This window comes from Nocardia sp. NPDC055321 (assembly GCF_053645575.1).
Genome location: NZ_JBSHMS010000004.1, coordinates 350,010 through 362,339 on the forward strand (window position 1 = coordinate 350,010; position 12,330 = coordinate 362,339).

The window sequence follows — 12,330 nt, forward strand, 5'->3', positions numbered from 1 at the left end:
CGGTGGCGACCGTCGACCGGTCGCCACCGCGCCCGCTGCGGCGCACCGCCGGTTCTATCCGCAGATAATCTGCGTTTTCGGCGAGTCGCGAAACGTATCTCGTTACGCTCGGGGCAGCTCAGGGGGCGGATTTGCCCCCGCCGGTCCGAGGTCGGAGGTGGTTGCGGTGGCTATGCCGGTCTATGAGGCCGACAATTCGGGTATGCACGTTCCCGATTCCGATCGCTGGACCGCGGCCGACCTCGATCATTTGCCCGAGAACGGACTCAGGTACGAGGTCCTGAATGGATTGCTCGTTGTGAACGCCGCCCCGAAGCCGCTTCATCAGTGGCTGATCAGTGAGTTGCGCGATGCGCTCAAGCCCGCGTTGCCGAAGGGATACTTCGCGCTGCCCGGCGTCGGAGTGCTAGCGGGAGATGGCGAACCGATTCCGGATCTCGTCGTCGGTGTGGAACCCATTCCCTGGACGGATCGCGGCCTACCCGCCGATCAGGTCAGATTGGTCGTCGAAGTGGTTTCGCCGTCCACCACCCTGCAGGATCGTTTGGCCAAGCCGGTGATCTACGCGGAGGCCGGCATCCCGAACTATTGGCGCTTCGAAGTCAATCGGTTCAAAGGGCAGTTGCCGGGGGAGGTGCTGCCGGTGCTTTTCGCCTATGTGCTCGGAGACGGCGACGAATATGTTCTAGCGCATCGCATTTCAGGTGGACGCGGGCAAACCCTCAGTAGCCCTTTCGAGTTCACCCTGGACCCAGCGACGCTGCTGCCCTGACAATGCGAAACCGCCCGGCCGGTGAGGAACACCGGTCGGGCGGTGGTGTGACCGCGACCGTCAGACGGAGGCCGGACGGCGGGGAGACAGAGCGGAGAGATCTGCGGTCTCGGCCATGACGCGGGCGCCGGCGTCGTTCAGGTGCATGCCGTCGCCGCTGTCGTAGTCGGGGTGGATGTGGTCGGGGCGGGCCGGGTCCTCGACGGCGGCGGCCACGTCGAAGACGGCGTCGAACACCGGCGTCGTGCGGAGCCAGGCGTTGACCGTCCGGCGCACGGGGACGCCCTCGGCGACCGTCAGGCCGGGGTAGATCGCGCCGGCGAACGGGCCGATGGTGTTGGCGTACACGGGGAGACCGGCGGCGCGGGCCCGTTCGGCCAGGGCGGTGAAGCCGGCGATCAGGTCCTCCGGTGCGGCGGCGCCGGCCAGGATCAGATCGTTGATGCCGAAGTTGAGCCAGACGGCGGCCACCCCGGGGACGGCCAGGACGTCGCGATCGAACCTGGTCAGGCCGCTCTCGCCGATCTGATCACTGAGCAGGCGGTTGCCGGAGATGCCCTGGTTCACCGTCCACCCGTGCGGCAGTAGCGCATTGAGGACGTCCACCGAGCGGCGATTCGCGCCGGGGGTGGAACCGACGCCCTCGAACCAGGAATCGCCGAACGCGACCAGGACCGGGGTGGCGGCGTCGGTGAAAACGTCCACGCCCGTGAGGAAGTAGCGGCCGGTGGTCTCCTCGGCGTCGGGCAGGGCGGGCGCGGCCGTGTGGTCGCCGGGGGCGATCCAGCCCGATTCACCGGGCAGCTGGGAGAACGCGGCGAGGCCGGTCGGCTCCGGGAAGTACAGGCTCAGCGCGATGTCCATACCGGCGGTCACCGCCAGATCGATGGGGTCGCTGACGATTTCACCGCCCGCGGGGATCCGCGCCGTGGCCGAACCCGCGAAGCGCACCACCCGACCCGCGGTGCCGTCCACCTCGTGACCCCCGATCCGCGGCGCGACGCGCGCCGCGCCGATCACCACATCCTGTGCGGCATACCGATTGCCGAGCCGCACCCGCAGTCGCGTGCCGCCTCCGGCCAACCGAACCACCTGCCGCAGCGTCTCGCCGGCGAACCCGCGCGCTTCCGCCAGTCGAATCTCCTCGGCCGGATTCACCAGCGGAGTACGGAAGGCGGCGACCCAGTCCTGTGCAGTCATTGCGAAACCTCATTTAGTTGCTGTGCGGAATATTGCTTGAGCAACAACATACGGGAAATGTTCCTCATGTCAACTATCCGCAGAGCAATTTTATGGTCTACGCTGGTCACCGTGGATATCGAGCAACTCTTCGACGACCCCCGGCTGACCATGGCCGGTCTGCTGTTCGAGGCGCACGACGGTTTCGTCGCCCGGCTGGAGGACACCTACCGCCGGGCCGGGCTCTCGGGCCTGGACCTCAACGCGCTGCTGCGCCTGACCCGTTCTCCCGGTCGCCGGCTCCGCATGACCGATCTCGCCGTGCAGACGCGGCTGTCCACCAGCGGCGTCACCCGCCTGGTGGACCGGCTCGAACGCAACGGCTTCGTCCACCGCGAACCGGATCCGCACGACCGCCGCAGCGCCTACGCCGTCCTCACCGACGCCGGCGCGGACCGCGTGGCCGAGGTCCTGCCCGCCTACCTGGCCGGGGTCGAGCAGTGGTTCACCGGCCTGCTCGACCCCGCCCAGCTGGAGACCGTCACCGCCGCGCTGCGCGTCATCCGCGACACCGCCAACCCCGACGCCACCCGGATCACCGGCTGACGCGTCGCCGGAAAAGCCCGCTCGTCAGGGCGTTTCGGTCAGCTCGCCCGCCTCGCGCCACGAATTGCGCTCGGCGGTGAACGCTTTCGACTGACCTGCACGGAAATCGGCGATGGAATCGGCGTTCTCGGCCAGGAAACGACGGTAGTCGGCCAGCCGGAACTCGCCGTCCGTCGCGAGCAGCTCACCGCGCCCGGCCGCCACGTCCGCGCGCAGGTCCAGCAGCTCCTCCGCGCTCACCGGGTACCAGCTGATCCGGTCGAAATAGCGCAGCAGCCAAGGATCTTCGCCGACACCGGTGGAGCGGTGATTCCACACCTGGGTGGTGCGCCCGACGAACTGGTACCCGCCGGGACCCTCCATGCCGTAGATGCACAGGTACGCGCCGCCGATGCCGACCGCGTTCTCCGGGGTCCACGTGCGGGCCGGGTTGTACTTGGTGGTGACCAGGCGATGACGCGGATCGGTCGGGGTCGCGACCGGAGCGCCCAGGTACACATCGCCCAGCCCCAGCACCAGGTACTCGGCCGCGAACACGGTGTCGAAGACCTCGTCCACGGTGGCCAATCCATTGGCGCGGCGGATGAATTCGATGTTCCACGGGCACCACGGCGCATCGGCGCGCACCCCGTGCATGTAGCGGGTGATGGCCTCGCGGGTGGAGGGATCGTCCCAGGACAGCGGCAGTCGCACCGTCCGGCTGGGCACCACCAGCTCGTCCGCGGCGGGCAGTTCGGACTCCACCTCCGCCAGCAGATCGAGCAGCTTGCCCGTCGGCAACCGGTCCGGATCGGTCCGCACCTGCAGCGACCGGATGCCCGGGGTGAGTTCGGTGACGCCCGGCTCACGTCGCGCCAGCATCGCCTGGTGCAGGGCGTGCACGCGGGCGCGCAGCTCCAGATCCAGTGTCATGTCACCGTATTCGACGAGCAGGCCGTCGTTGCCGGCCCGGCGATAGGTCACGGCGGGTTCGGCGCTGTCCGAGCCCTCGCGCCGCGCCAGCACCCCGTCGTCGCCGTCGCCGCCCGAGGACAGCACGATCGGCCAGGACGCGCGTCGTGCGGCGCCCAGTTCGCGCAACGAGGCCGCGCGATCGGCACGCACCGGCACGAAACGCACCGTGTCACCGGGACAGAGCTGACCCAGCTTCCACCGCTCGGCCGCCACCACCGTGACCGGGCAGACGAAACCGCCCAGGCTCGGCCCGTCCGGCCCGAGCAGGATCGGGGTGTCACCGGTGAAATCCAGTGCGCCGATGGAATACGCGGTGTCGTGAATGTTCGACGGGTGCATACCCGCCTCGCCGCCGTCCGGGCGCGCCCACTGCGGCTTGGGCCCGATGAGCCGGACACCGGTCCGATCGGAGTTGAAGTGCACCTCGTAGTCGGTGCCGATGATGGTGTCGAAGTCGTTGCGGGTGAAGAACTCCGGCGCGCCGTGCGGCCCCTCGGTGACGGCCAGTTCCCAGCGCCGGGTCAGCACCGGCTGATCGTCGCCGGTGACCCCCGCGGTGACCCTGCCGGGCGTCCCGAGGGCGAACTCGTCCGCCGCCAGCAGCGCCCGCCCGCTCCCGCCGCCGAACTTGCCGAGGGTGAAAGTCGAACGGCTGCCGAGGTATTCGGGCACCTCGATACCGCCGGCCACCAGGATGTAGGACCGCATGCCCGGCCCGCGCACCGTGCCGACGTCGAGCACCCCGCCGGCGGGCACCAGCGTGCTGCGCCACTGCCGCACCGGCTGCCTGTTCACCGTGACGGGCACCGAGGCGCCGGTGACGCACACCCAGGTGGGCTCGTCGAAGCGCAATGCCGGTCCGCCGAGCACACATTCGAGTCCGGCCGCGCTCGCGGCGTTGCCCAGGGCCTGATTGCCGAGCCGGAAGGACAGGTCGTCCATCGGCCCGGACGGCGGTACGCCCACGTGCCAGTAGCCGACCCGGCCGGGCCAGTCCTGCACGGTGGTCTGCGCGCCGGGGCGAACCACGTGCATGGTGCGCACGGGTTCGGGCGCGGGCGCGGCGGCGTCGGCGGGGGTGCTCAGCATGGTCGTCATCGGGTCACCACCATGCGCACCGGCGTCGGGTCGAAACCGTTGCAGGGGTTGTTGATCTGCGGGCAGTTCGAGACCAGGACCAGGGTGTCGATCTCCGCGCGCAGCGTGATCGTCTTGCCCGGCGCGGACAGCCCGTCCACGATGCCGAGCGTGCCGTCGGCCTCCACCGGCACGTTCATGAACCAGTTGATGTTCGAGACCAGATCCCGTTTGCCCAGGCCCCATTTCATGGCCTCGGCCAGGAAGTTCTCCACGCAGGCGTGCTGGTGCCGGGTGTGGTGGCCGTAGCGCAGGGTGTTGGACTCCTGCGAGCAGGCCCCGGCCACGGTGTCGTGATTGCCGACCTCGTCGGCGATAACGGTCATGAGCGCGGTCCCGGAGTCGGTGCGCAGCACGCTGCCCGTGCTCAGGAAGATGTTGCGCTGCGCGGTGATCGTGGCCTGGGCGCTGTAGCGCTCGGTGTGGTCGGCGGCCGAGTACAGCAGGCAGTCCACGGCCTGATTGCCGTGCAGATCGATGATCTCCAGCTGCTCCCCGGCGCGGACCACGGTGGACCAGGGCGCGCTGGCGGGGACGGTCTCGTCCAGGACGACGGTGCGGGCTGCGGTGATCATGCGAGGGCCTCCAGGGTGCGGGCGTGCCAATCCTGTTCGGTGTTCTCCACCGCGCGCAGGTATTCCGGATCGGTGTTGGGGGTCAGGGCCAGATCGGCGGGGGCGGACCAGGCCACCGCGTCGAGGTCGGTCGGCGGGACCGGATCGAGGGGGTGTTCGGCGTTGGCGAGCAGCAGGGTCACCGGCAGGTGGATCAGCAGTTCGACCGCGCCGCCCGCGCCCGCGCCGCCGGTCGAGACGAGCGAGCCGTCCGCCTCGACCCGCACGCCCCGGAAGAACGACACCGTCGGGCCGATGTCGCGGGGTTCCAGGCCCTGCTTGACCCCGGCCATCCGCAAGCGCGCCCGGGCGGCGTCCGAGGGGCCGCACAGGGTGTCGTGGTGACCCGAGGTGTCGGTCAGCACGGTGGCCAGTACCCGGCCCTGATCGGACAGCAGGGGATGTCCGGCCCCCAGATACGCCTGCCACGGTACTTTCACGGTATCGGCGACATTGAGCCGCTCCCAGGGAGATTCGGCGCGCAGGAGCAGCAGGTGCGCGCACGCCGAGCCCGCCGGATCCGACAGCCGGAGCCGAGTGCCCCGGCCGAGCACGACATTCGCGTAGCCGCCCGGCGGAATCCGCTGGGCGAAGGTGACTCTCGCCGGCTCGATGCCCTCGGGCAGGACCGGGCCGTTGCGGGTCGCGGCCGCTGCCTGCGCCCGGGCGTGCGCCCGGGCGCTCGTGGTATCCGCGGTGGTCGTCGTCATGAGAACTCCTTCCGTGCGCCGCTCGTCGGCGAGCGGCGGGTGGATGTGCTGCGCGATGTCGTGCTCGGCGGTTCGGGCCGCCGGATCAGGCCGGTTCGACGGCGGGTTCCGCGGTGGGGGAGAGGGTTTCGGCGGATTCGGCCGTCCGGGGCGTCACCGTGCGGTACACCAGCGCGCCGACGGCGATCGAGAGCAGCACGAACAGCGGTGCGGCCCAGAGCATCCACCAGGCGCCGCCCTGCGGGGTGTAGATCTCCGGTCGCGGCCAGGCCAGGTTCACCGCCATGGCCAGGCCCCAGGCGACGGCCGCGATATTGACCGGAATTCCCCAGCGCCCCAGGCTGAACAGCGGGGTGCCGTCGGCGTCGGTGCGTTCGAACCCGTGCGTGCCCCGGAGCCGGCGGATCAGCAGCGGCACGGTCACCAGCGCGTAGGCCAGGTAGATCATGACGATGCAGACGCTGGCCAGGGTCGCGAAGATGGCCGGGTTGCCGAGGTTGATCACCAGCAGCACGATCCCGAGCACGCCGACCACCACCGCCGGCAGGACCGGGGTGCCGTAGCGCGGATGCACCGCGGCCAGCTTGGCGGCGAAGGGCAGCTTGCCGTCGCGGGCCATGGAGAACAGCAGCCGCGATCCGGCCGTCTGAATCGCCAGGGTGCACACGATGACCGCCACCGCGACACAGCCGAGCACGACCTTGCCCGCCGGGGTGCCGAGCTTGGCGGTGATGACGTAGCCGAGTCCCTGCGAGCCCAGGGCGCCGTCGGTCAGGCTGGGCGCGGCCATGAGCGCGCCGAGCAGGATCAGGCCGCCGCCCAGGGCGGAGGCGGTGAGCGCGCTGATGATGGTGCGCGGGGCGACCTGACGCGGGTTCTTGGTCTCCTCGGAAAGCTCACCGGCGGAATTGAATCCGACCATCACGTAGGCGGCCATCAGGCCCGAGACCAGGAACGCGGCCCAGTACGGCCCCGGCGCGGCGGTATCGGTCTGCAGCACCACGGCCGGACCGCGTTCGGCGTGGGTGAAGAACAGCGCGATCACCGCGGCCACACCGACGATCTCGATGGTCACGCCGATCGAATTGATCTTCGACATGAGGTCGATGCCGATGACGTTGATGGTGGTGGTGAAGGCCAGCAGCACGCTGCCCAGCAGCACCGCGTTCATCGCGCCGTCCGAGGAGGTCAGCGCCGTCTCGGTGCCGATGATCTGGAAGCCGTCCCAGATCGAGGGCAGCACCACCTGCAGCGCGATGGCGGCCGCGGCGGCGGTGACGATCTGGGCGATGATCATCATCCAGCCCGCGAACCAGCCGACGAGTTCCCCGCCCAGGCGCCGGGCCCACTGGTAGATCGCGCCCGAGATGGGGTACCGCGCCGCCAGTTCGGCGAAGTTCAGCGCGACCAGCAGTTGGCCCAGGAACACCAGCGGCCAGGTCCAGAAGAACGCGGCGCCGCCGAACGAGTAACCGAGGCCGAAGAATTGGAAGATCGTGGTCAGGATGGAGACGAACGAGAAGCCGGCCGCGAACGAGGCGAAGCGGCCGAGTTTGCGGTGCAGGACGGGTTCGTAGCCGAAGCCTGCGAGATCGGCGCTGTCGGCGCCGGCGGTACTCGATGCGGGCAGGGTGCTCGGCGGGTGGTCGGGCGTGCGGGACTCGGCGGAGGCAACCATGGGCGGATCTTTCGCAGCGATGAATATCTATCGAGTGAAAGTTTTCCTATCGCGATCGCTGATCCGATGACGCCGATGTATCCGTCAGGTCTCCCGCCGTAACTTCTGCATTGCCGGTATTTCTATCGAGTGACAGGAACCTCACGACGGGCCCGGACGCGGCGCGAGGCGGGTATGCGCCGGGCGGGCCGCGACGCGGGGTAGGACAGAATGGGGGCGTGACCCAAGTCGGACCCGGACGCCCCCGTCTCGAACCTCGCCGCCGCGCGGGACAGACGCCGCGCGCCGAGATCCTGGACGCCGCCGCCGAACTGTTCACCGCCAACGGATACGGCAGCACCTCGACCCGCGGCATCGCCGACGCGGTCGGCATCCGCCAGGCGTCGCTGTACCACCACTTCGGCGCCAAGGACGACATCCTGGACGCGTTGCTGGCCGAAACCATCGCCGGGCCTTTGGAACTGGCCGAACGCCTGGCCGGGGGAGCGGACCCGGAGCATGCGGCACTCGCGCCCGCCGCCGTGCGGCTCTACGCGCTGGCGGCGTTCGATGTCCGCCAATTGTGTTCCGCCCGCTGGAATCTCGGTGCGCTCTACCTGCTCCCGGAACTGCGCAGCGAACGCTTCGCCGCGTTCCGCGAACGCCGCGACGAACTGCGCCGCCACTACGAGACCCTCGCCGCCGAGGTCATCACCGTGGCCGGGAACACCGCCGTGCCCGGCGCGGAGCTGCTGCCCTTCCGGCTCGTCGAATCGGTCATCAATATCCGCTCGGACGAAGGGGAATCGCCCGAGTACGCCGAAAAGCTCATCCCCGATGCCGTGCTGCGCCTGCTGGGGTGGCGCGGGGAACTGACCGAGATCGGTTCCGCCGCAGCCGAATTGCTCGCCTAGGGCAGGCTGTTCAGGACTTGCCCTTGGAGGTGCCCCACTTGAGCTCCCAGCGGTAGGCCTGATCGACCGCGAGCTTGCCCCAGAAGCGGTGACCGTCCGGCGGGCGCACGAACACACCCTCGCGGCGCACCACCAGTTCACCGTTCACGTTCTCGATGATCGCCAGCACCATCTCGCGGGAGTCGTCGACGCAGCCGCTGACCTCCATCTCGATCGGCGGGGCATCGCGCGGGTAGAGCGTGGCGGTCGCGTGCACGCCCCGGAAGTCCTCCGCGCCCTCGTACAGCGAGGCGAAGACCAGGATGCGGCGGAACCGCGCCGTGTGATCGAGATTGATGGACAGGTTCTCCCCGCCCGCACTCGCGCCGCTGCGATCGTCCTGATCCAGTTCGATGAACGGGGCCCGGTGCAGATTGCCCATGGTGTCCAGCGGGCTGATGCAGCCCTTGGTCCCGTCGGTCAGCTCCCAGAAGCAGCACAGATCCAGATCGAGCCCGCCGTTGCCGCCGCGCTTGCGCCCGAACAGCCCGCTGCTCGCGCCGGGCACCGACCAGTTCAGGTTGACCCGCATGATGCCGCCGGTCGCGCCCGACTTGGTCAGCGAGATGGCCGGGGCTTCCTTGGTCAGCGAGATCTTGCCGAGATTCACCGGCGCGGCGGGCGCGGGCGGCTGCTGATTCGGCTGCGGCGGCGGGAAATTCGGTGCGGACGGCGCCTGATGCGGTTGCGGCGGAGCGTAGTCCGGCTGCGTCGGGGCGCTGTGCGCCGACTGCACCGGGGCGGGCTGCGGGCTCGGCTCGTCGACGGTGATACCGAAATCCGTTGCCAGTCCAGCCAATCCGGCCGTGTAGCCCTGTCCGACGGCACGGAACTTCCACGCGCCCTGGCGGCGGTACAGCTCGCCCAGGACGAAGGCGGTCTCGGCGGAGGCGTCGGTGGAATCGAAGCGCGCCAGTTCCGCGCCGCTGCTCGCGTCGACCAGTCGCACGTGCAGACCGCGCAATTGGGCGAAAGTGCCCCCGTCGGAGGAGGCGGCGATGACGATGGTCTCGATCTGCGGTTCGACCTGCGCCAGATTCACCGACAGCACGTCGGTGATCTGCGGGCCCTGCTGTTTGCCCTCGTAGCGCACCGCGCCCGAGGCGTGCGCGGGCTGGTTGTAGAACACGAAGTCGGCATCGGAGCGCACCCGGCCCCCGGCCAGCAACAGCGCCGACGCGTCGGCGTCCGGAACGCCGGGACCCCCCTGCCACCCCAGTTCGACTCGGACCGCGGCCGCGCCGACCGGCACGTTGGAACCCTTCATCATCGACACGCGCACCAACGTATCCGATTCGGACACTCGCTGTCCCCCTCGTTACAGGCCGCTTCGCCCCGCGCGGAGCCGCCGGCACGCGCCGCCATCGCCCGGGTCACGACCGCTTTTCGGCGGGGATGCGCGGACTGGCAAACCCTCGGCTGCGAACCCCTCGGCCGCTGCTTCGGGGTTGTGTCCGACATCTCGTTCAAGATCGATATCGGGCCGGAACAGCCGAATCGCGCGCAACTCGTTGTGCTGCCGTGACCTTGGGCTATTGTCCAGCCGCTGGCAACTACACTGAGCGACAGTCATACGGCATATCGATAGCTACCCAGGACATCGGCCCTTCGACGGCGGCCACACTGCGCGGCGGGAGCGACAGATGACGGAAGCACGGCGCGACGACCTCGACGAGCTCGAGGCGAACTCCGGCAGGAAATGGATCACCCTCGCGGTACTGGCGCTGGGCCTGTCCATGGTGGTGCTCGACGGCACCATCGTCACGGTCTCGCTGCCGGTCATCATCGCCGATCTGAATCTGAGTTTCACTCAGGCGCAATGGATCACCAGCATCTACGCGGTCGTGCTGGCCGCGCTGCTCATCACCGCGGGCCGCCTCGGCGACCGCTTCGGCCGCCGCCTGGTCTTCGCCGTCGGCGTGCTGATCTTCCTCGCCGGCAGCGTGCTCGCCGCCTCGGCGACCGCGGCCTGGCCGCTCATCCTGGGCCGCATCGTGCAGGGCATCGGCGCGGCGGCGGTCATGCCCGGCACCCTGGCCACCATGAACGCGCTCTTCCGGGGCCGCGACCGGGTCATCGCCTTCGCCGTCTGGGGCGCGGTTATCGCGGGCGTCGCGGCCATCGGCCCGCTCGCCGGCGGCTGGCTGACCACCAACTACACCTGGCCCTGGATCTTCCTGGTCAACATCCCGCTCGGCGTGGTCGTGCTGGTCGGCCTCGTGCTGTTCGTGCCCGAGACCAAGATGAAAACCAGCGCTCCCGGTCTGGACGTGGACGGATTCCTTCTCAGCGCGGCCGGTTTCGCCCTGATCGTCTTCGCCCTCATCGAGGGGCAGACCTACGGCTGGTGGAAGCCGCTGCGCGAATTCCCGCTCGCCGGGTTCACCTGGTCGGCCACCGCGCCCATCTCACCGGTGCCCATCCTGTTCGTGCTCGGCGCGCTGGCCCTGTTCCTGTTCATCAAATGGGAGCTGCACCGCAATCTCATCGGGCGCTCGGCGCTGCTGGACCCGCATCTGTTCCGCATTCCCAGCTTCCGCTGGGGCAACATCACCGCCTTCGCGGTCGCGCTCGGCGAATTCGGCCTGCTGTTCGTGCTGCCGCTGTTCATGGTGAACGTGCTCGGATTGTCCACGCTCGGTGCGGGTTACGTGCTCGCCGCGATGGCGGTCGGCGCGTTCCTGTCGGCCGGCGTCGCCGAGGGACTGGTCCGCAAGGTCGGCGCGGTGCGGGTGGTGCAGATCGGCCTGGCACTCGAGGCGGTGTCCATCGCCGTGGCCGCGCTCTGCGTGACGCCGCACATCTCCCCGGTCTGGCTGGCGGTCATCCTGGTCGGCTACGGACTCGGACTCGGCATGGCCTCGGCGCAGCTCACCGGGACCGTGCTGGGCGACGTGCCGCCGGAGTACTCGGGCCAGGGGTCGGCGACCCAGAGCACGGTGCGCCAACTCGGCTCGGCCTTCGGCGTCGCCGTGCTGGGCGCGCTGCTCTCGGCGGCCCTGGGCCACGACCTGCCGCGCCGCCTGGACGAGGTGCCCGATCTGCCCGCCGCGGCCGCGGGCACGGTCGCGACCGCCACCCGCGAATCCGGCGGCGGCGCCATCGACGGCGTGCGCGAACACGGCGGCGCGCCCGCGGTGCTGGACGCGCTGGAACAGGGCTTCGCCGACGCCACCCGCACCACCCTGCTGGCCGCGGCCATCTTCCTCGCGCTCGGCCTGGCCGCGGCGACCAAGATCCCGCACCGCGCGACCGCCGCCGAGACGGCTACCCCGGCGGCCCTCGAAAAGCGCACGGCGCCGGGCGAATCCGACTGACCGCGGACGGGAGCGGCGTCGGCTCGGTCAGGGATCGATGAGGTCCAGCCCGCGCAGGCGCTGGAAGACCAGCAGCGAACCCGGCGCCACGTGGTCCATGGCGGCGTACTCGCCGAGCGTGAAATAGCGCAGCTCGGCGATCTCGCCCGACGCCCGCGGATCCGCGCTCAGCTCACCGAGATAGCACGTCATGTGCAGCCGGGTGCCCGGCGTGTGCCCGTACGCCTCGGCTTCGAAGACGCCGAGCTCACGGACCGACACGGTCTCGACCCCGAGCTCCTCGCGGACCTCACGGTGCAGCGCCGACTCGGGCGTCTCGCCCGGGTCGATCTTGCCGCCCGCCATGTAGAAGACTTCTTTGCCCGTGGACCTGGCCTGCAACAGCCGACGGTCCCGGATATACGCCAGTGCCGCTGTGCGAATCACGGCGT

11 protein-coding genes are annotated in these 12,330 nt (G+C 69.8%); 4 read left to right on the forward strand and 7 right to left on the reverse strand.

Annotation, left to right across the window (positions count from 1 at the left end; all coding sequences use genetic code 11):
* Positions 1 to 172 precede the first annotated feature (172 nt).
* Positions 173 to 772 carry a Uma2 family endonuclease gene (locus ACWIGI_RS08485; RefSeq protein WP_454201840.1) on the forward strand — a complete coding sequence of 200 codons (600 nt, stop codon included), beginning with the start codon at positions 173 to 175 and terminating at the stop codon, positions 770 to 772.
* A gap of 60 nt (positions 773 to 832) precedes the next feature.
* Here the strand turns inward: ACWIGI_RS08485 and ACWIGI_RS08490 are convergent, their stop codons facing one another.
* Positions 833 to 1,972 carry a GDSL-type esterase/lipase family protein gene (locus tag ACWIGI_RS08490; protein ID WP_454201698.1) on the reverse strand — a complete coding sequence of 380 codons (1,140 nt, stop codon included), beginning with the start codon at positions 1,970 to 1,972 and terminating at the stop codon, positions 833 to 835.
* A gap of 111 nt (positions 1,973 to 2,083) precedes the next feature.
* Here ACWIGI_RS08490 and ACWIGI_RS08495 point away from each other — a divergent pair, with 111 nt between their 5' ends.
* Positions 2,084 to 2,557, forward strand: a complete 474-nt coding sequence (locus ACWIGI_RS08495) for a MarR family winged helix-turn-helix transcriptional regulator (RefSeq protein WP_454201699.1) — start codon at positions 2,084 to 2,086, stop codon at positions 2,555 to 2,557.
* Between the two features lie 24 nt (positions 2,558 to 2,581).
* On the opposite strand, the gene ACWIGI_RS08500 is transcribed toward ACWIGI_RS08495, so the two are convergent.
* From ACWIGI_RS08500 to ACWIGI_RS08515, 4 genes are all read right to left on the reverse strand, one after another.
* Positions 2,582 to 4,600, reverse strand: a complete 2,019-nt coding sequence (locus ACWIGI_RS08500; protein WP_454201841.1) for a 5-oxoprolinase/urea amidolyase family protein — start codon at positions 4,598 to 4,600, stop codon at positions 2,582 to 2,584.
* Positions 4,601 to 4,605: 5 nt separating this feature from the next.
* Positions 4,606 to 5,223, reverse strand: a complete 618-nt coding sequence (locus tag ACWIGI_RS08505; RefSeq protein ID WP_454201700.1) for an urea amidolyase associated protein UAAP2 — start codon at positions 5,221 to 5,223, stop codon at positions 4,606 to 4,608.
* A complete protein-coding gene (locus ACWIGI_RS08510; RefSeq protein ID WP_454201701.1) occupies positions 5,220 to 5,972 on the reverse strand; it encodes a DUF1989 domain-containing protein in 753 nt (250 codons plus the stop codon). The genes ACWIGI_RS08505 and ACWIGI_RS08510 overlap by 4 nt, the downstream gene beginning before the upstream one ends.
* An 85-nt stretch (positions 5,973 to 6,057) precedes the next feature.
* Entirely contained in the window at positions 6,058 to 7,650 is a 1,593-nt protein-coding gene (locus tag ACWIGI_RS08515) for an amino acid permease (RefSeq protein ID WP_454201702.1), read from the reverse strand.
* Between the two features lie 218 nt (positions 7,651 to 7,868).
* Between ACWIGI_RS08515 and ACWIGI_RS08520 the strand changes: the two genes are divergently transcribed.
* Positions 7,869 to 8,543, forward strand: coding sequence for a TetR/AcrR family transcriptional regulator (locus tag ACWIGI_RS08520; RefSeq protein ID WP_454201703.1), 675 nt, complete (start codon positions 7,869 to 7,871; stop codon positions 8,541 to 8,543).
* A 10-nt stretch (positions 8,544 to 8,553) separates the two neighbouring features.
* Here ACWIGI_RS08520 and ACWIGI_RS08525 read toward each other — a convergent pair whose 3' ends face one another.
* On the reverse strand, positions 8,554 to 9,885 hold the full coding sequence (locus ACWIGI_RS08525) for a TerD family protein (RefSeq protein ID WP_454201704.1): 1,332 nt from the start codon (positions 9,883 to 9,885) through the stop codon (positions 8,554 to 8,556).
* 340 nt (positions 9,886 to 10,225) lie between these two features.
* Here ACWIGI_RS08525 and ACWIGI_RS08530 point away from each other — a divergent pair, with 340 nt between their 5' ends.
* Complete coding sequence (locus tag ACWIGI_RS08530) at positions 10,226 to 11,899, forward strand: MFS transporter (RefSeq protein WP_454201705.1); 1,674 nt, start codon at positions 10,226 to 10,228, stop codon at positions 11,897 to 11,899.
* A 27-nt stretch (positions 11,900 to 11,926) separates the two neighbouring features.
* Here the strand turns inward: ACWIGI_RS08530 and ACWIGI_RS08535 are convergent, their stop codons facing one another.
* The gene (locus ACWIGI_RS08535; RefSeq protein ID WP_454201706.1) at positions 11,927 to 12,325 is read right to left on the reverse strand and encodes an NUDIX hydrolase; all 399 of its coding nucleotides are present in this window, start codon (positions 12,323 to 12,325) and stop codon (positions 11,927 to 11,929) included.
* Positions 12,326 to 12,330: the final 5 nt, after the last annotated feature.

Excerpts from the sequence above, each read along its gene's own strand:
- ACWIGI_RS08485 (WP_454201840.1), top strand. The coding sequence starts at position 173 with ATGCCGGTCTATGAGGCCGACAATTCGGGTATGCACGTTCCCGATTCC.
- ACWIGI_RS08490 (WP_454201698.1), bottom strand. The coding sequence starts at position 1,972 with ATGACTGCACAGGACTGGGTCGCCGCCTTCCGTACTCCGCTGGTGAAT.
- ACWIGI_RS08500 (WP_454201841.1), bottom strand. The coding sequence starts at position 4,600 with ATGCTGAGCACCCCCGCCGACGCCGCCGCGCCCGCGCCCGAACCCGTG.
- ACWIGI_RS08505 (WP_454201700.1), bottom strand. The coding sequence starts at position 5,223 with ATGATCACCGCAGCCCGCACCGTCGTCCTGGACGAGACCGTCCCCGCC.
- ACWIGI_RS08510 (WP_454201701.1), bottom strand. The coding sequence starts at position 5,972 with ATGACGACGACCACCGCGGATACCACGAGCGCCCGGGCGCACGCCCGG.
- ACWIGI_RS08515 (WP_454201702.1), bottom strand. The coding sequence starts at position 7,650 with ATGGTTGCCTCCGCCGAGTCCCGCACGCCCGACCACCCGCCGAGCACC.
- ACWIGI_RS08530 (WP_454201705.1), top strand. The coding sequence starts at position 10,226 with ATGACGGAAGCACGGCGCGACGACCTCGACGAGCTCGAGGCGAACTCC.